Source organism: Thermincola sp. GK-1 (assembly GCF_059412445.1).
On the sequence record NZ_JBSQAT010000002.1, the window covers coordinates 87,737 to 105,847 of the forward strand.

An 18,111-nucleotide genomic window follows, 5' to 3' on the forward strand; every position below is an offset into this window, starting at 1 on the left:
ACGGGCTACTAAAACAGTAAGGATTGATCGATTGTGGAAGATAAAATGTTGCAGAGGTTGGAATTTCATAAGGTTATTGAGCTGCTTACGGAATGCGCTACCTTCAGCCTGGGCAGGGAATATTGCGCGGAGCTGCAGCCCAGTACTGATTATGCAGAAGTATTGCGCAGGCAGGAGGAAACTGCGGAAGCTGCTGAAATTTACAGAAAAGAACCTGATGTACCTTTGGGAGGAATGCGGGATACCAGAGGAATCATCAGAAAGGCCAATATCGGTGGCATATTGGAACCGGCCGAGCTCCTGGACGTAGCCGGGAACCTGGTGGCGGCCCGGCGCTTGAAAAGATTTTTCAGTGACCGGTCCCATCAATACCCGATTATGGGTGACCTAGTAAAAAACCTCTTTATCAATAAAGAACTTGAAGAAAAAATCAGCCAGGCTATTGACCCTTCCGGAGCTGTTGCTGATGAGGCTTCCCCGGAACTGAGACGAATTCGGCACCGGATAAGGGAAACGGAAATAAATATCAAAGCCAAAATGGAAGGTATCATCAGGTCACAGGAACATCAAAAATTTTTTCAGGAACCTATTATTACTGTACGGGGCGACCGTTACGTGGTTCCCGTCAAGCAGGAGTACCGGGGGCAATTTCCCGGTATTATTCATGACCAGTCGGCCAGCGGCGCGACCCTTTTTATTGAACCCGTGGCGGCCGTGGAATTAAATAATGAGTTAAGAAAGCTGTACAGTGATGAGGAACGGGAAGTCTTGCGTATCCTGACCCAGCTAAGCGCCTCGGTCAAGGCCTTTAGCGAAGAATTACTGTCAGACGCCAAAATCCTGGGCACCATCGACTTTATTCTGGCCAAAGGTAAATTAGCTCACCACATGAATGCCAGTAAACCGGTCTTTAATAAGGACGGCTATATAAACCTGCGGAAGTGCCGCCATCCACTGATAAAAGGCCATGTTGTTCCGATAGACATATACCTGGGCCGGGATTTTCATGTTTTGGTTATAACGGGGCCAAACACAGGCGGTAAGACTGTTTCCCTGAAGACAGTGGGTTTAACAGCCGCGATGGCCCAGGCGGGCCTGCATATTCCCTGTGAACCCGGTTCGCAGGTGCCTGTATTTCATGACATTTTTGTGGATATCGGAGACGAACAAAGCATCGAACAGTCCCTTAGCACATTTTCGGGGCATTTGAAAAATATTATACATATACTTGCAAAGGTCAACGAGTCTGCGCTCGTATTGCTGGATGAACTGGGGGCCGGAACTGACCCCGTTGAAGGGGCGGCCCTGGCTATGGCTATTCTGGAATACCTTTATCAGAAAAAAGCCCGGACAGTAGCAACGACCCATTACAGTGAACTCAAGGTTTTTGCCTTTGAGCGGCAAGGCGTGGAAAACGCTTCCGTGGAATTTGACAGCAAAACTCTCCGGCCCACATACAAACTGTTAATTGGCCAACCAGGTCGCAGCAGCGCTTTTGAGATTGCTTTGCGATTGGGTTTGCCCGAAGCCTTGGTAACCAGGGCCCGCAGCTTCCTGACCAGTGAGGAGATCCAGGTGGCGGACCTGGTAGAAGAACTGGAGACCAACCGCAGGAAAGCTGAAGAAGAAAGGAGGAAAGCTGAGCGATTAAGGCGCGAGTTGGACGAAATGCGGCGGGATTATGCAGCCAAATTGGAGGCCCTGGAAAACCGGCGGAAAGAACTGGTGGAAAAGGCGAGAGAGGAAGCCGCATCAATAGTGAGGCAGGCCCGAAAAGAAGCGGATGAACTGGTTAAAGAGCTTAGACGGTATGTGCAGGAAAAACGGGCTGAACAGTTGGCGGAGGCTGAAGAAGCAAGAAACAGGCTGAAGGAACTGGAAAATAGCAAAGATGAAGAACTGATGCAGGAAAAAGCCGCAGCCGGTGAAATACCCAAAGGATTAAAAGAAGGAGAACCGGTATTTCTGCCAAGGTTTAACCAAACGGGATATGTGCTTACCACTCCTGACGAAAACGGCCAACTTTATGTACAGGCCGGGATACTTAAATTAGCGGTTCATGTAAGTGAAGTACGGCGGAAGCAGGAGAAGCCGGCCGTTTACACAGCGCCAACGGGAACAGGAAAATTAGTTGTCGGCAAAGCTAAAGAAGCCAGGACCGAGCTTGATATTCGCGGCAAGACTGTGGACGAGGCCTTACCTGATCTGGAGAAATTCCTTGATGATGCTTACCTGGCAGGTCTACAGCAAGTTCAGATAATTCACGGTAAAGGCACCGGCGTGCTCAGAAAAGCCGTAAACAGCTACTTGGCGAAGCACAAATATGTGCAGGAATTTCGCCTGGGCCATTACGGCGAAGGCGGGACTGGAGTGACCGTGATAAAATTAAAATAGGGGCTGTCAATAAATCAAAGTAGGGTGTTAATCTTGTATTTGAGTACGAGATTGCGACACAGAGATTATATCCATGGGAGGTTATACGGTTATGATTATCAGACAGGCTGAAGCAGAGGAAAAAGGTTTGCTGCAGGTGGCCGAACTCATGTGTCTGGCCGCCCGGACAGCGCCGAAGGGAAAAGGGAGAGACCACCTTGAGACCCTTATCATCACTGCGGAAACCAAGACAGAAGTGGCTGCGTACATGAGAAAACTGGCCGATTCACCGAGAGCGGAGTTTTTTGCCCGCGATGCCGAAAACCTGGAAAAGGCGGGAGCGGCTGTTATTTTGGGTACGGAGGTAAAACCGTTAGGGCTTCCCCATTGCGGGTACTGCGGCTTTAAAAACTGCACGGAAATGAATGAAACCGGAGGTATCTGCGCTTTTAATGCAGGTGACCTGGGTATTGCGGTGGGATCGGCAGTGGCAGTCGCAGCGGCCCACCATGTGGATAACAGGATTATGTTTACCGTCGGCAGGGCGGCCATTGATCTGGGGCTGTTCAGTGGCAACATCCGGATTGCTTACGGAATACCGCTGAGCGTGTCCGGCAAGAACCCATTCTTTGACCGCAAGTAAGTCAGGGCTGCCTCAGGGCAGCCCTTTCCGCTTATCCTTTTCCTGGTAATTTTGTGTAGTTATTTCAGGCTGAGCCGGTAGATTTACTTTACCGGGTTTGGCCGGCTTTTCCGGCTTTTGGTTAATTTCCGGTTGAATAATTCCTGGGTTATCCGGGGATTTGGGGTAAACCTGATGCTCCGGAATGGGGCAATGTTCTAAGGGCGCGGTCTCTCCTGCCCCCAGAGTTTCTTTGACAACATACTCGGGCGGACATCCTCCGGTTTCACCCGGACCCGGTATGTTGGCCAGGTACCTGGTTCCTCCGTGAGACGGGTCGGTACAAATGCTGATTACTCTGTTATTAGGACCGTGAATATTACAAGTTTGCGTTGGTACATATATATCGGAAGAACTGTAAGTATGTTCCTTATCCCGTTTCAGGAAAGACCTGGTAATTTTATTGGGACAGTATTCTGTTGCTAAAAGGCCGGAGTCGGCACAAACTTCCACCGAAACATAAGTATGGTCGTTGCATATTTTGGAAGGCGCTGTGCCTCTAACAAACCAGTCCGACCTGATTTCCGACTGTGGGCAGTTTTTGCCGGCGCGTTTGCCGGATAGAGTACAAATAGCTACTTTTACTAAGCCTGCCGGTTTGTCGAAATCTTTAATCTCTATGTCTTTCAGGGCTTTAGACATCACTTCTTTCCAGAGCTTGGCTGGATAAGTACCGCCGTAAGTGCGGGGCATAGGTTTGGGGTCGTCATGTCCCATCCATACCACGCCCACTAATTCGGGGGTATAGCCGGCGAACCAGATATCTTTGCCCTGGTTCGTAGTTCCGGTTTTGCCTGCCACCGGTCGCTTGCCAAGGCTTGCCCTGGTACCGGTGCCGCGTTGTACTACTGATTTCAACATATCCGTTATAATATAGGCTGTTGTGTCTTTCATGGCTATTCTTTTGCGGGGTTTGAATTCGTCTATGACCTTACCGTAACGGTCTTCTACCTTGATGATGGCCGTCGGCTGTATGTATATACCTTTGTTGGCAAAAGCCCCGTAGGCGCCGGCCAGTTCCAGGGGCGTTACTCCATAGTGGAGGCCTCCCAGGGCGAGAGCCAGGTTTTCATCTTCTTGTGTTAAACTGGTAATGCCGAGTTTTTTGGCAAATTTAACAGCGTTGGTGATACCCGTATCTTTGAGAACCTTCACCGCAACCACGTTTACGGAATGAGTAACGGCTTCCCGGAGCGTAATTGGTCCCCGGTATTTACCATCGGAGTTTTCCGGTTTATATTTGCCGAAGGTTACAGGTTCATCAACAACTACCGTACCGGCGCCGGCTCCTTTTTCGATGGCCGGTGCATAAGCAATGATCGGTTTAAAGGCGGACCCTGGCTGACGTTTGGCGTCCGTAGCCCTGTTAAACTGTAGTTTTTGTGAATGTTCCCTGCCACCGACCAGGGCTTTGATATAACCTGTATGAGGGTCTAAGATGACTAAGGCTCCTTCCGGCTGTTTTAACCCGTTTTTATCGGTTTTGGACCTGGGAAAATTATTGGGATTGGCCATGGCCTGTTCAGCAATGGTCTGAATCTTGGGATCCATAGTGGTATAAACCTTTAAGCCACCCTTGAAGACCTTGTTTTCCCCGTATTTTTCCAGGAGAACATCAGTTACATAGTCGACAAAATAAGGATGCGGGTACTCCTCTTTTTTACCGTCCTCTCCTGAGTTCTTCAAGGTAATGGCTTTATTTTTGGCTTCCTCGGCCTGGGCCTGGGAAATAAAATCATACTTGGCCATCATGTCCAGAACAACATTACGCCGCTTTAAAGCCGCTTCCGGGTTTCTGTACGGGTCATAAGCAGAAGGGGCCTGTGGCAAACCGGCCAGTACGGCTGCTTCATCAAGGGTAAGTTCTTTGACGTCCTTATTGAAATATATCTGGGCGGCGCTTTGGAGACCATACGCGCCATGGCCGAAATATATCCGATTAAGGTACATTTCCAAAATTTGGTCCTTGGTGTATTCACGTTCCAGTTTAATAGCCAGCACCACTTCCTGAATTTTTCGCTTAATATTTTTGTCTGGGTTCAAAAAGGCTTTTTTGACCAACTGCTGGGTAATAGTACTGGCTCCCTGGGCAGCCCGGCCTTCCTTAATGTCTACAATAGCCGCTCCTATTATTCTCCGCAAATCAATTCCTTTGTGGTCGTAAAACCTGACATCTTCAATGGCTAAAAAAGCATTTTTAACCAAGTTGGGCACATCTTGAATTTTAATAGGTTCACGATTTTCTACATAAATTTTGGTGACCGGGTTTTTATTGATGTCGTAGATATATGTAGGCAGATTGGGTTCCAGGGCCTTGGGGTCAAAGGCGGGTACATCTTTTATGCTGGCCAAGACGATTCCCGATACTGCCCCGACCAACAGGAGCCCGGCGACAATGACCAGGAAGAGGAACAGTCTGAACAAGTTAAGTTTACGTCTTTTTTTAGGTTTTGGTTTTTTGTTAACAGGTTTACTGGGTTCTAACGTCATAAAACACCTTCCTCCCGCAAGGGATATAACTCTGTTATTATACCATAAACTCCTGCCAAAGTTAACACCGCTTATCCGTCCTGGAGTCAGATTCCGGAAATATCATACGAAATCACTTTAAAAAAGGTTCCGGCAGCCATCTTTTGTAGGGCTTGTTGCTAATTGGAAACTATTTTGTTATAATTAAAAAATAAATTTTGTTGTGTATTCTATGGAATCTGTAGAAACGGTAGGAAGGAGAATCAGGGTGGTATTGGACATACAGGAGCAATTGGAGATTATTAAAAGAGGGGTTGCGGAAATAGTCCCTGAGAACGAGTTAGTTGAAAAACTGAAAAAATCGATTGCCCGTAAGAAACCCTTACATATTAAACTGGGTCTGGATCCTACAGCTCCCGATATTCACCTGGGACATACGGTGGTTCTGCAAAAACTGAGGCAATTTCAGGAGTTAGGTCATAAGGTGACCATCATCCTGGGTGATTATACAGCCAGAATAGGCGACCCTACCGGGAAATCGGAAACCCGCAAACAATTAACAGAAGAAGAGGTCAGGAAAAACGCTGCCACATATAAAGAACAGATTTTTAAAATTCTCGACCCGGCAAAGACCAATGTTGTTTTCAACAGCCAATGGCTGGCATCTCTTTCGTTTGCAGATATTATCAACCTGGCAGCAAAGTATACGGTAGCACGGATGCTGGAACGGGACGATTTTGCCAAGAGGTTTGCAAATGAACAGCCCATCAGTATCCATGAATTTTTTTATCCTTTGATGCAGGGCTATGATTCTGTAGCTTTGGAAGCTGATGTGGAATTGGGCGGCACAGACCAGAAATTCAATCTGTTAATGGGACGCCACCTGCAGAAAGAATATGGCCAGGAGCCACAGGTTGCTCTAATGATGCCTATTTTAGAAGGGCTTGACGGGGTTCAGAAAATGAGCAAGAGCCTGGGAAACTATATTGGCATTACGGAAAGCCCCAGGGAAATGTACGGGAAAACCATGTCCATAGCCGATGAACTGATGATCAGGTATTTCGAACTTGTTACTCCTGTATCACTGGCAGAGATTCGGGATATTGAAGAGGGAATGAAGAACGGCGCTCTGCACCCCAGGGATGTAAAAATGCGGCTGGCCCGCGAGATAGTTACTATGTATCACGGGCGTGAAGCAGCATTAAAAGCAGAAGAAGAATTTAAAAGTATTTTCCAGAAGAAAGAGCTGCCCGATGAAATCCCTGAATATGTGTTGGATAAGAATCAACTGGAAGAAGGGGAAATCTGGTTGCCTAAACTCATGGCGTTGGCCGGATTGGTATCGAGTTCCAGCGAAGGCCGCAGATTGGTTATTCAGGGTGGGGTCCGGGTAAATGATAAAAAGGTTGTCGATCCTGCCGCAAAGGTACAACCGGATAACGGTATGATAATAAAAGCAGGTAAACGCAAGTTTGTAAAAATTGTCGTTTAATAAAGAACCTTGTAGGGTTCTTTTTCTCTTTTGCTAAAGGAATTTTTATACTGCCCGTCGAACTAATAAATAGAGGAAAATACAGGGAGGTGCTTGTTGTGCCTTTAACCCCACTGGACATTCGTAACAAGGAATTCAAGAGGGTATTTCGGGGTTACGACGAAGAGGAAGTTGATGAGTTTTTGGACCAGATAGTGGAAAGCTACGAATCCATATACAAGGAGAATCTCAGCCTTAAAGAGCTGGTTGCTACCAAAGATTCTGATGTCAGTAAGTATAAGGATTTAGAGGAAACTTTGAAACAGACTTTGGTTGTGGCTCAACAAACAGCTGATGAAATGAAGCATAATACTGAAAAACAAGTAGAGGTAATGCTTAAAGAAGCTGAATTGAAGGCTGCCGAGATAATTGGCGCTGCAGAAGAAAAAGCAAGAAATATAATAGCCGGGGCAGAAGAAAAAGCGAATAATACATATAAAAATTTGGAAGACTTGCAGAAACAGGTGCAGGTTTTTAGGATCAAGTTTAAATCTTTTCTGGAAAGCCAACTTTCCCTTATTAATGATAGCGAACACGAGCTTTTTGGAGAAATTTCCATCAACCAAAACGCCGGGAAAATTCAATTGAAGCCGCAAACCGAGATGTTGAGAGCTGCCCACGAGGCAGCGGCTTCCGATGCCGGACAGGTGCCTGGCGAGGGCGCTGAAGAAATTGTCGGGCGGGAAGAGCCGCAGACCATAATTAATAAGGGGGTTCTATTCTGATAATAGAACAGCATTCTGACGGAATAACTTTTAAAATCAAGGTTCAGCCGAAGGCTTCAAAAAACGAACTTAAGGGAGTCCAGGGCGACTCCCTTAAAGTAAAACTTACTGCGCCGCCTGTCGAGGGAGCGGCTAACGAGGCGTGTATTCGCTTTTTTGCTGAATTATTTTCTGTTGCCAAAAGCCAGGTAGAAATTATTACCGGGCATACATCTAGAACAAAACTCCTGAAGGTTAAAGGATTAACCAAGGAAGAAGCAGAGAAAAGGCTGAATTTATAGGACATGATTTTTAAAATGCGAAGGTTGAGTTAAGAAGAAGATAAATAATTTTACTAACTAAAATTGCAGAATATTCCAAAAAATGTCGAAAATTGTTGGTGATGGTGAAGGAGGCCTTCGGTTGCAATGAAACTGGGGATTATAAGCCCTTCTAAAGTATTAACCGTTTTCATTAAAGAAAATATGTCCTGTGGTTTATACAGTGAAAATGAAGGTATCAGGGTTACCCATGGGAAACTGTGGGGAAAAGTAATTTGTCTTTTCGAACTTTCTGAGAAAAATGAAAGATTTAGAGACAAAAAGGTTGCCGGCTTACTTTCGGAATACAGGGTGGGTCAGTTATTATCCTTTGATATAGGCAGGACAAATGAACCATGGCTGCAGGAGGGAGATATCGTTTTATCATCGGACGCGCAGTTGTGGCAGGTTGATTCAAAGGGGTTATTGGTGAATGCCAAATCTCTTGCTGCCCATCCCAAACTGATGGACAAGGTACTTAGTGCTTTGGAACGTTATAAGACAGAAGAAGTTGATACTAAAGCCGTAGTTGGTAGCATCAGTACTTACCAACCGGGCGCTGTTGCACCCAAAGGCTTTATCCCGCCACCCAACACTAAAACAATTAACTGTTGGGACATGGACGGGTATTATCTAGCGGAGTTTTGTGAGCAGGCCAAGATTCCATGGGTCTTGGTCCGGTTAGTACTTGATTCGGATCATGAAATTGAGGAACTGCCACCCAACTTGAAGTGGGATATGGCTAAAAAGTGTTTCTGGATAGTTAAAGGTGTAGTGGATAGCACCAACCTGGCAAAGGGTGCAAAAAAAGCTCGAAAGTTGACTTAAGTGCCCTGTTAAAGTATAATAAATAGATGTAATTGGAAAATAAAATCTGAAATACTATGAACGGGCCAGTAGGTTAACTTCCGAGGAACAGCGATTCCGGGATTGGTGGAAGCCGGAACCAAGGATTTAACTGAATATCACCCGGGAGTAGTACAGCCTAAAGGTACGGACCAAGTGATCAGAACTGCCGATTAAGCTGTATCGGTTGCACACCGTTAAAGTGCAGGTAACAAGTGTCCGGGCATTTGGGTTCGGAAATTAGGGTGGTACCGCGGGAATCTCCTCTCGTCCCTTGGAGGCGGGAGGAGTTTTATTATGCTTAAATAAATTTTACTGCACGTTGGTCAAGAGGAGGATAGTGATGGATTACAGTAAAACTCTAAACTTACCGCAGACAGAATTTCCCATGCGCGCGAATCTTTCTGAGCGGGAACCGGAGATTCTGAAGTTTTGGGAGGATAACTCCATTTATAAAAAGGTTCAAGAAAAAAACGCAGGCAAAGAAAAGTTTATCCTACACGACGGTCCGCCGTATGCAAACGGTGATATCCATTTGGGGCACACTTTAAATAAGGTTTTAAAGGATATAATTGTCAAATTTAAGTCTATGGACGGTTTTGACGCGCCCTTTGTACCCGGATGGGATACGCACGGGCTGCCTATCGAACAGCAGGCAATCAAAGCTTTGGGTATTAACCGTCATGAAGTAGGACCTGTTGAGTTTCGAAAAAAATGTAAAGAATACGCATTAAAATATGTGGATATTCAGCGTGAACAGTTTAAACGCCTTGGCTGTCGCGGGGACTGGGACAACCCTTATCTCACCCTGCAGCCCCACTTTGAAGCAAAACAGATCGAAGTTTTTGGGGAAATGGCCAAAAAGGGCTATATCTATAAGGGGTTGAAACCGGTATACTGGTGTGCCAGTTGCGAAACTGCCCTGGCTGAAGCGGAAATTGAGTATGCTGAGAAGAAATCTGCATCAATTTATGTCAAGTTTGCCGTGAAAGACGGAAAAGGGGTACTACCTGAAGATAATACTTTTATTGTAATCTGGACCACTACTCCGTGGACGATCCCGGCAAATGTGGCCATAGCTGTTCATCCTGATTTTGAATATTCATTAGTAGAGGTAAAAGATAGCGAACGCAAAGGTGAAAGGTATGTAATAGCCAAGGAAATGCTGGCCGGGGTAATGGATGTATTTGACATCAAGTTTTACGACGAGATGAAAACAATCCGGGGCCAGGAACTGGAATACGTAGTTTGTAAGCATCCCTTAATTGAGCGGGATTCATTAGTCATTCTCGGTGAGCATGTTACCCTGGAAGCAGGTACCGGTGCGGTTCATACGGCTCCCGGCCATGGCTTGGAGGACTTTGAAATCGGTAAGGTATATAATTTGCCCGTTATCAATCCCATTGACAACAAGGGAAGGTTTACGGAAGAAGGCGGTATATTTTGCGGTCAGGATACCAATGAAGGCAATAAAAATGTAGTTATAGAACTGGATAAAGTTGGTGCCCTGCTAAAACTGGAATGGATCAGACACCAATATCCTCACTGCTGGCGCTGTAAGAATCCTATTTTGTTCAGGGCTACTGAACAGTGGTTTGCTTCCATTGACGGTTTCCGGAAAGAAGCCCTGGAAGCAATAAAAGAAGTGCAGTGGATACCTACCTGGGGCGAGGACAGAATTCATAACATGATTGCTGACCGGGGGGACTGGTGTATTTCCAGGCAGCGGACATGGGGTGTGCCAATACCCATTTTTTACTGCGAAGCATGTGGTAAGGACTTGATAAACGATGCCACTATAAAACATGTTGCCGGGCTTTTTAGGAAGTATGGGTCTGATGTATGGTTTGCCAGGGACGCCAAAGACCTGCTGCCTGAGGGAACTAAGTGTCCTTCCTGTGGCCGGACCGAATTTCGTAAGGAAACCGATATAATGGATGTTTGGTTTGATTCCGGTTCCAGTCACAAGGCTGTTTTAGAACAGCCGGAAATTTGGCCTGATCTGCGGTGGCCGGCAGACCTGTACCTGGAAGGAAGCGACCAGCACAGAGGCTGGTTTAACTCTTCCCTATGTACGTCAGTTGCAACTACAGGGAAAGCCCCCTACAAAACTGTACTGACCCATGGTTTCCTGGTAGATGAGCAGGGGCGGAAAATGTCCAAATCGCTGGGTAACGGTATAGATCCCCTGGAAGTAATCAATAAAATGGGCGCCGATATTTTGCGATTGTGGGTTTCTTCGGCTGATTACAAGGCTGATGTTGCCTTGTCATCCAATATCTTGAAGCAGATGAGCGAAGCTTATAGAAAAATCAGGAATACTGCCCGCTATATCCTGGGCAACCTTTACGACTTTGATCCGGCTAAAGATACTGTACCTTACGAGCAAATGGAAGAACTGGATAAGTGGGCTTTGCTGAAGTTACACAAACTGTCCATGAGGGTATTAAATGCATATAGAAATTATGAATTTCATATTTTGTACCATGCTATTCATAACTTCTGTGCCGTTGATATGAGCGCATTTTACCTGGATATTATTAAGGACCGGCTGTATACCTCTTTACCTTCTTCTGTTGAGCGGCGTGCAGCCCAGACGGTCATGTACGAAATTATAAATACCCTGGTCAGGTTGATTGCTCCGGTATTGTCTTATACGGCCGAAGAAATATGGCGTTACATTCCCTATAAGGAAGAAAACCTGATCAGTGTACAGCTTGCAGATATGCCCAAAGTGAATGAAGCTTACCTGGACCAGGCTTTAGAAGATAAATGGGAAAAAGTCATCAAAATCAGGGAAGAAGTGGCCAAAGAACTTGAGAAGGCCAGAAGGGATAAGGTTATCGGCCATTCTCTGAACGCGCAAGTGCACATTTATCCCGACGAAAAACTGAGAGCATTTCTAGCGCCGTTACAAGAACAACTGGCAACAATCTTTATTGTGTCATCGGTACAGATTCACGAACCCGAAGAGGTGTTACCTGAGGCGGCCTCTGTATCAGAGGAAGTGCCGGGGCTTGCCGTTACAGTAAACCAAGCTCCGGGAGAAAAATGTGAGCGCTGCTGGGTTTACTCGCCGGAGATCGGTAAAAATCCCGACCACCCTAGCATATGCCCGCGCTGCGCTGAAGTCGTCGCCCAGCTTTAATAAAAAGGGAGTGTCCCATAAGTAAAAATCTTATGGCGCGCTCCCTTCATTTTGTGACCGTAAATTCAGGGAGTGGCAGATATGTTTCGGAACGACGAGTCTGATGTCCGCTTGTCGGCGATCCGCGTATGCGGGAGCCGGTAACAAGCTGAATTGTTGCCGTCGTGGAGGAATATGTCTGCCGCTCCTTATGCTTTCATAGCTAAAAAGGGGGGCCCATTTACTTATGGGACACTTCCTTTTTGCCGGTCAGGCTGATTTTGGTCATGTAACCGCCGATCTTGCCGGTCTCAGCGGCGGTAAGCCCGGCCCATCCAACTTCTTTAATTCTGTCCCAGAGACCGAGTTCTTTGGCCACCTCATACTTCAATTTTTCTTGAGGGGTAAGGGGGCTCTTTTTTTTCAAGACTCTTACCCGACTCTTGCTTTGTTTCTTTTTCATCAACCATCACCTGAATTTAATATTGCCCTGTGGAAAGTAAAAGATACCAATATATAAACTAAATGATGCCAATATAATATAGTTAATTTTGCTAAAAAAGTACCTATTTAGCAGGAAAGGGGGGGGATTTGTCGAAAAATAGTATTGTGAAATTGTAAAAAAATTAAATAGATTAATTCAACACTGTTGGGGCCAAGCGGCAAAGAAGGTGTGTATAGTATGATTATAGGCAATATTAGATTATGGGCATTTAATGCAATTGTATTTGCCGTCAGTGTTTATTTGCTTAATCACTATGTTCCGACAGACCTTGGTTTGTGGGTCGTAATTTTGTTTTTTGCTGCTGCTGTCCTTTTATTTTCACTATTAAAGACTTATTTATCGATGGCTGGGGCTTTATCACTGGAAAGCGCCGTTATCATTATTTATGTTTTGAGCTATGGCTTTTCCGCAGTTTGGGTTGTTGCTATCGCTATGTTAGGATTTACCCTGTTCACGAAGCAGTCTTTACAGGATTCTATTCTGATTATCGGTGGACAAGCGCTGGTTGTTTGGGTGGCCGGTTTTTTGTTTGTTGTGGCAGGTGGCAACTTTGGGGCATTGGATTTGCGCGCCGATTATTTACCTGTACTGAGTTTTGTGGCCGGTTACCTTATTTTGGTTTCCGCCTTTAAGGCCATTTACAGGACTATAGTTGCCGATAAACCGGTAGAGGTGTTAATTACAGTTCCTGACGATAGTTTAACCTTGACCGTAGCCGTATTAACAGGCATTGTGGGTACCATAGTTTTGCAAAGCAGCGGGTTACCGGGAATTATCATGATTTTGTTTTTACTTGCTGCCATATGGAAAATATTTAAGGATTATCATTATTCCGAACAAAAATACCTAAAAACGGTGGAGACCTTTTTAAATGTCTCTGAAAACAAAATTCCCCATTTGCGGGGCCATTCCGAAAGAGTAGTCAAGTTTTGCCAAATTCTCTTAAAACACCTGCGGGTAACCAGGGAAGAACGCATTACCATAGAATATGCCGCCTTACTGCATGATATAGGGAAACTGGGTATGCCTGAAAAACTGTTGAAATTGCGCAATTATCTGACCAGCGAAGAAATGCAGCAATTACAGGCTCATGCGGAAATAGGCAGGAACCTGATTCAGCAGATACACGGTTTGAGTAATGTGGCCGAATTAATTTATTGCCACCATGAGAAATACAATGGAACAGGGTATCCCAGGCAGTTGGCGGGTCAGGATATTCCCTTCGGGGCCAGGGTCATCGCTATTGCCGACAGGTTTGACAATTTTATGTTTCGTGATGGGTTAAAGTTAGAACAGGCTTGCACGGAACTGAAAAACATTGCCGGAACAGAGTTGGACCCTGAATTGGTTGAGACCTTTTTGCAAGCGCTTATGAGTGATAAGAAAGTGATTACTCTCGATAATGACCGGCTGACTGAGCGCTTGGAATCGGGGGCGAAAGACGTAATTGAGCAGTTAAGGTATTACCTGGATAAATCCTGGGTACTGGAGTCTTTGCAGATGAATTATGTAGCGCTTTATGAAGACGGCCAGATAAAAAACCTGGGGCGGGAAGAAGTGCCTGATTCTATAAAAAGCTATTTGTTGGACTATCTGAAAGAGGGTATTGACAGATACGGCAAGGAATTTATTATCGATTCTGCATCTGCTAAGATTTTTGAGACTTATTTTATCCCGGTTTCAGAGCGTTCATGTTTAATAACGGTTTTTGATATGACGGAAATATTAAAAACCGAAAAAGCCAGGGATGAAAGGGAAATTAATATTTACCGGGATGTCATTATGGCTGTTACCCAAGGTAAGCTGCTCCTGGCTGCCAAGGAAGAAATACAAACCTATCATGATGAAGATAAGGTTCATTATCAAATGGAACTGGCAGAACCGCAAGATGTAGCCCGTGCACGGGCATTAATCAGGGAGGCGCTCCAGAAGGCACCCCTGCCCAACCGGCGAAAAACGCAAATGGTCCTATGTGTTTCTGAGGCAGCTACCAATGTTATCAAACACGTGGGGAAAGGCAAGGTTTTCATTTATTTGCTGGATCATGCCATTCGCGTTATTATCCAGGATAACGGTCCGGGCATAGATATTTCCCAGTTGCCCCAGGTAACCTTGAGAAAAGGATACTCTACCAAGATTTCTTTAGGTTACGGATTTACCATCATGTTGGATTATTTGGACCGTTTAATAATGTCTACTACAGGCGGAACAACCCTGGTTCTGGAAATGGTTTACGGTATCGGACAGAGTAATAGCAGCCCCAGCAGGGTATTAGAAGAAAAGGTGGTGCCGAGAAATGCTAGTTGAGAATACCTGTATCACTACCGAGGGGGTTACTGTTGAGGAGGCGGTAAACAAGGCCCTCAAAGCATTGAGAATTTCCAGGGAACAGGCAAAAATTGAGATTTTGGATGAAGGCAAGCACGGCTTTCTGGGCATGGGCGCAAGGCCCGCAAAAGTTAAAGTATGTGTCAGAGAAGACGCAATGGCTGAAATTGAATTAACAGATTTATTGATCGCTCTTGATATAAAGGATGAGACCGGGCAGGAAAACTACCGATCAAAAGTGGTTTATAAAGACTTCGGTGTTGCGGCGGTAAAAAAGGGAGAACTCATTATTACCAACCCCGTGGCGGAAGGTAAATATGCTACAATTACGCCCGGGAAACACGTGAATTTATTGATTAACGGTAAAAAAGTTGAAAATGAAACTTATGTTTCAGAAGAAGACAAAGTACATATTGATATAGTTAATGACGAACCCGTAAATACTATTGAATTAAAACTTTCAGAGGATAAAGTGGAAGCCCGGATAAGGCTGATTAGACACCCGGGGGCCAATTACCGGTTGAAGGACCAGCCCCGGACCAACAAGCTGACTTTGCTGACAGAAGTAGCCGAAGTAGTTGAGCCGCCGCCGGTTACACCGGACGATATAAAGAGATTCTTGCAGGAGAATAACATTATCGAAGGAGTTTATCAGGATGTTATCGAGCAGGTTATAGCCAATCCCAATAGCAAAGAGAGTTTTCTGATTGCCCGGGGGCAAAGGCCTGTAGATGGGGTTGATGCTTATGTCAGGTGCCTTTTTCTGGAAAATAAACCGGATGAGGAGGAAGGACTGTTTGGACGGAATAAACTGATTTCGGTAAGCAAAGGTGACGTAATTGCTGTCAAGGTTCCTCCCCAGGAAGGAGTGGACGGACGGACGGTAACCGGTGAAAAGATTAAAGCCAGACCCGCAGTGGATTGTTCCATTATCGTTAAAGGCGGTTGTGAACTGGTGGATAACGGTCGGAAAGTTGTGGCCAGTATCGACGGCAGACCGGTAGTGGAGTACAACGGGCAAAACGCAGTACTCACGGTTGAACCTGTGCTGGAAGTGACAAATGTAGACAGTACAACGGGAGATATAAAGTTTTCCGGTGACGTTCGGGTTACGGGCGAAGTCAGGGAGGGATATAAAGTTGAAGCCACAGGCAATATTGAGGTATTTGGCGATGTAACCAGGGCAACGCTTAAGGCCCGGGGTAGTGTTACAGTACATAAAATGGTGCTGGGAAGCACTATAGTGGCCGGTGGGCTGGCAGCTTTATATACATCGATTTTGCCTTTATTAAAGGAAATAAGGGACCTTGTGGATAAAACTTATACTGTGGCCCTGCAGTTAAAACAAGTGCCGGGGTTTAAAACTTCGGACCTGCAGACCAGAGGTGACGGGCAGTTAATTCAACTGCTTATAGATTCCAAGTTTCATAATGTGCCCAAGGCAGTTAGTGAGTTGGTCGCGGCCGTATCAAGTGAAGAACAGGTTGTGCACGAAGAGGTTATAAATGTAGTTACCCTTCTTCAGAAAAGTTTATGTGGTCTGGGTCCGCTGCACCTGGATAAAATTGATTATCTCCTGATTCTTATAAAGGGATTAGACCAGGTCACGGATTTTATAAATAATTATATGCGGAAAGCAGAATGTATTACTGTAAGATATGTGCAGAATTCCACTCTACTGTCCAGCGGGGATGTGATTATAGAAGGTCAGGGGTGCTACATTTCTACGGTAACAGCGGGTGGTGAAGTTATTGTTGCCGGAAACCCAGGTATTGCGAGGGGAGTAAAAATTACAGCCGGTCGCAGTATAACTGTTAAAGAGCTGGGTTCGGCATTCGATACCCAAACTTCCGTGGCTATTAAAGGAACCGGTAAATTTTCTGCCGAATTAATACATCCTAATGTTATAGTGCAGATAGGAACCGAAAAGTATAGGGTGGATAATTTATATAGGAATTTTAATGCTTATGTAAACCATGAAGGGCGCTTAATTACCGATAAACTTAAAGCATAAGAATATATGAAAATGCGGTGAGGGGGGTAATGATGTTAGAATTACAAACGATTGTTAAGGGTACTGACAGAATGATAGAATTAATCGGGGAACTCGATATAGCGACGGTAGACAAGTTCAAGACCGGTGTGGAGGAAGCCCGGCAGGGGGCCACAGCTTTGACCTTGAACATGGAAAAACTGAGTTTTGTTGATTCTACCGGTGTTGGTGGTTTACTTAACGTTATTAAGAGCTTAAAAAATGACAACATTGATGTGAAAATACGCAACTTGTCTGCCGAGGTTTACGAAGTCTTTGACCTGTTGGGGCTACCCATGCTGCTGGGCCGTGAAGTGTTTGAACAGCGGGAATAAAAACCAAGGCTTCTTGGCGAAGCCCTGTTTCAAACAATTTGTTTTTCCATGATGATTTCATCAACAAAACAGCCTTTGGCAGGAAAGGCTGTTTTTTTCTTTTGCACAGGTTTAAAACCAAATTTTTTATACAGTTGAAGCGCTGCGTTATTATGCTCCCAAACAGTCAAGCGGATTTTGGAGATATTGTTGGATATACACCACTCGATGACCCGGTGTATAAGTGCGCTGCCGACGGATCTGTTGCGGTGTTCCTTAAGCACTCCAATGCCCAGTACGGCAGTACTGCCTGAATTTCCTGTTTCGAAAAATTTAACGGCGCAGGCGATGCCGATGATTTTGTTATCGACTAAAGCCACGAGCCAACAATGGGGCCGTTCTCTCATCTTTTCCAACATGGTAATTGTAGCCGGTTCCTGGGTTAGCATAGGTTCCGCACCAAGAGAATTTTCTTCTCTGGCTATTCTGGTGATGACATAGGCAATATCAGTTAAATCATTTGTGGTAGCCGGCCGAATGACAAACGGGTATTCGGAATAAAAAGGTAGGGACAACTGACACTCCTCCATAGCTTTATAATGTATTAACAATTAATTTACCAGCAACCGGCTATATTCCTGCTCATAAAAATTAACTTTTTTTATCACTCCTCCAAACTGTCGTCAGGATTATCAAGGCTTATCAGACTGGCATTATCTCCTGTTTGCTTGGTTAAACTGTCGTCGGGATTGTTCATGGTCACGTAAAGGTTACCTTCCTTGTGATGTTTGAGAGACGGTACCTTGTTTAATGTATCTGGCTTTTTCTTTTGCTCTGTCAATATATTTACCTCCTTAAAAATAAGTTTCGCCGTCTTTAT

General features: G+C 45.2%; 14 protein-coding genes and 1 other annotated feature. Of the genes, 10 read left to right on the top strand and 4 right to left on the bottom strand.

Going from position 1 to position 18,111, the window contains the following annotated elements; translation table 11 throughout:
- Positions 1 to 45: 45 nt before the first annotated feature.
- Both ACSNJE_RS02120 and ACSNJE_RS02125 read left to right on the top strand, forming a co-directional pair.
- Positions 46 to 2,394, top strand: coding sequence for an endonuclease MutS2 (locus tag ACSNJE_RS02120; protein WP_495251977.1), 2,349 nt, complete (start codon positions 46 to 48; stop codon positions 2,392 to 2,394).
- 91 nt (positions 2,395 to 2,485) lie between these two features.
- On the top strand, positions 2,486 to 3,016 hold the full coding sequence (locus ACSNJE_RS02125) for a ferredoxin domain-containing protein (protein WP_052217167.1): 531 nt from the start codon (positions 2,486 to 2,488) through the stop codon (positions 3,014 to 3,016).
- A gap of 12 nt (positions 3,017 to 3,028) precedes the next feature.
- Here the strand turns inward: ACSNJE_RS02125 and ACSNJE_RS02130 are convergent, their stop codons facing one another.
- The gene (locus ACSNJE_RS02130) at positions 3,029 to 5,545 is read right to left on the bottom strand and encodes a transglycosylase domain-containing protein (protein WP_495251883.1); all 2,517 of its coding nucleotides are present in this window, start codon (positions 5,543 to 5,545) and stop codon (positions 3,029 to 3,031) included.
- Between the two features lie 211 nt (positions 5,546 to 5,756).
- Between ACSNJE_RS02130 and tyrS the strand changes: the two genes are divergently transcribed.
- From tyrS to ileS, 5 genes are all read left to right on the top strand, one after another.
- Entirely contained in the window at positions 5,757 to 7,016 is a 1,260-nt protein-coding gene (gene tyrS, locus ACSNJE_RS02135; RefSeq protein ID WP_495251884.1) for a tyrosine--tRNA ligase, read from the top strand.
- A gap of 98 nt (positions 7,017 to 7,114) precedes the next feature.
- A complete protein-coding gene (locus ACSNJE_RS02140) occupies positions 7,115 to 7,780 on the top strand; it encodes a DivIVA domain-containing protein (RefSeq protein ID WP_474773224.1) in 666 nt (221 codons plus the stop codon).
- Positions 7,774 to 8,061: a DUF167 domain-containing protein gene (locus ACSNJE_RS02145; RefSeq protein WP_083436807.1), complete on the top strand. Its 288-nt coding sequence runs from the start codon at positions 7,774 to 7,776 to the stop codon at positions 8,059 to 8,061. The genes ACSNJE_RS02140 and ACSNJE_RS02145 overlap by 7 nt, the downstream gene beginning before the upstream one ends.
- A 126-nt stretch (positions 8,062 to 8,187) precedes the next feature.
- Positions 8,188 to 8,907, top strand: coding sequence for a hypothetical protein (locus ACSNJE_RS02150; RefSeq protein WP_013120720.1), 720 nt, complete (start codon positions 8,188 to 8,190; stop codon positions 8,905 to 8,907).
- Between the two features lie 47 nt (positions 8,908 to 8,954).
- Positions 8,955 to 9,203 (top strand) — a binding site (T-box leader).
- A 65-nt stretch (positions 9,204 to 9,268) separates the two neighbouring features.
- On the top strand, positions 9,269 to 12,073 hold the full coding sequence (ileS, locus tag ACSNJE_RS02155) for an isoleucine--tRNA ligase (protein ID WP_495251885.1): 2,805 nt from the start codon (positions 9,269 to 9,271) through the stop codon (positions 12,071 to 12,073).
- 220 nt (positions 12,074 to 12,293) lie between these two features.
- Here the strand turns inward: ileS and ACSNJE_RS02160 are convergent, their stop codons facing one another.
- Positions 12,294 to 12,515, bottom strand: coding sequence for an alpha/beta-type small acid-soluble spore protein (locus ACSNJE_RS02160; protein ID WP_052217163.1), 222 nt, complete (start codon positions 12,513 to 12,515; stop codon positions 12,294 to 12,296).
- A 219-nt stretch (positions 12,516 to 12,734) separates the two neighbouring features.
- On the opposite strand from ACSNJE_RS02160, the gene ACSNJE_RS02165 reads away from it, so the two are divergent.
- From ACSNJE_RS02165 to ACSNJE_RS02175, 3 genes are read left to right on the top strand one after another with little or no spacing between them, the layout of a single operon-like run.
- On the top strand, positions 12,735 to 14,864 hold the full coding sequence (locus ACSNJE_RS02165; RefSeq protein ID WP_495251886.1) for an HD domain-containing phosphohydrolase: 2,130 nt from the start codon (positions 12,735 to 12,737) through the stop codon (positions 14,862 to 14,864).
- Complete coding sequence (locus ACSNJE_RS02170; RefSeq protein WP_495251887.1) at positions 14,854 to 16,899, top strand: flagellar assembly protein A; 2,046 nt, start codon at positions 14,854 to 14,856, stop codon at positions 16,897 to 16,899. Before ACSNJE_RS02165 ends, ACSNJE_RS02170 begins: the two co-directional genes overlap by 11 nt.
- A 32-nt stretch (positions 16,900 to 16,931) precedes the next feature.
- Positions 16,932 to 17,252, top strand: a complete 321-nt coding sequence (locus ACSNJE_RS02175; protein ID WP_495251888.1) for an STAS domain-containing protein — start codon at positions 16,932 to 16,934, stop codon at positions 17,250 to 17,252.
- Between the two features lie 29 nt (positions 17,253 to 17,281).
- Here ACSNJE_RS02175 and ACSNJE_RS02180 read toward each other — a convergent pair whose 3' ends face one another.
- Positions 17,282 to 17,806: a GNAT family N-acetyltransferase gene (locus ACSNJE_RS02180; RefSeq protein WP_052217159.1), complete on the bottom strand. Its 525-nt coding sequence runs from the start codon at positions 17,804 to 17,806 to the stop codon at positions 17,282 to 17,284.
- Positions 17,807 to 17,895: 89 nt separating this feature from the next.
- Positions 17,896 to 18,072: a hypothetical protein gene (locus ACSNJE_RS02185; RefSeq protein ID WP_013120713.1), complete on the bottom strand. Its 177-nt coding sequence runs from the start codon at positions 18,070 to 18,072 to the stop codon at positions 17,896 to 17,898.
- Between the last annotated feature and the right edge of the window lie 39 nt (positions 18,073 to 18,111).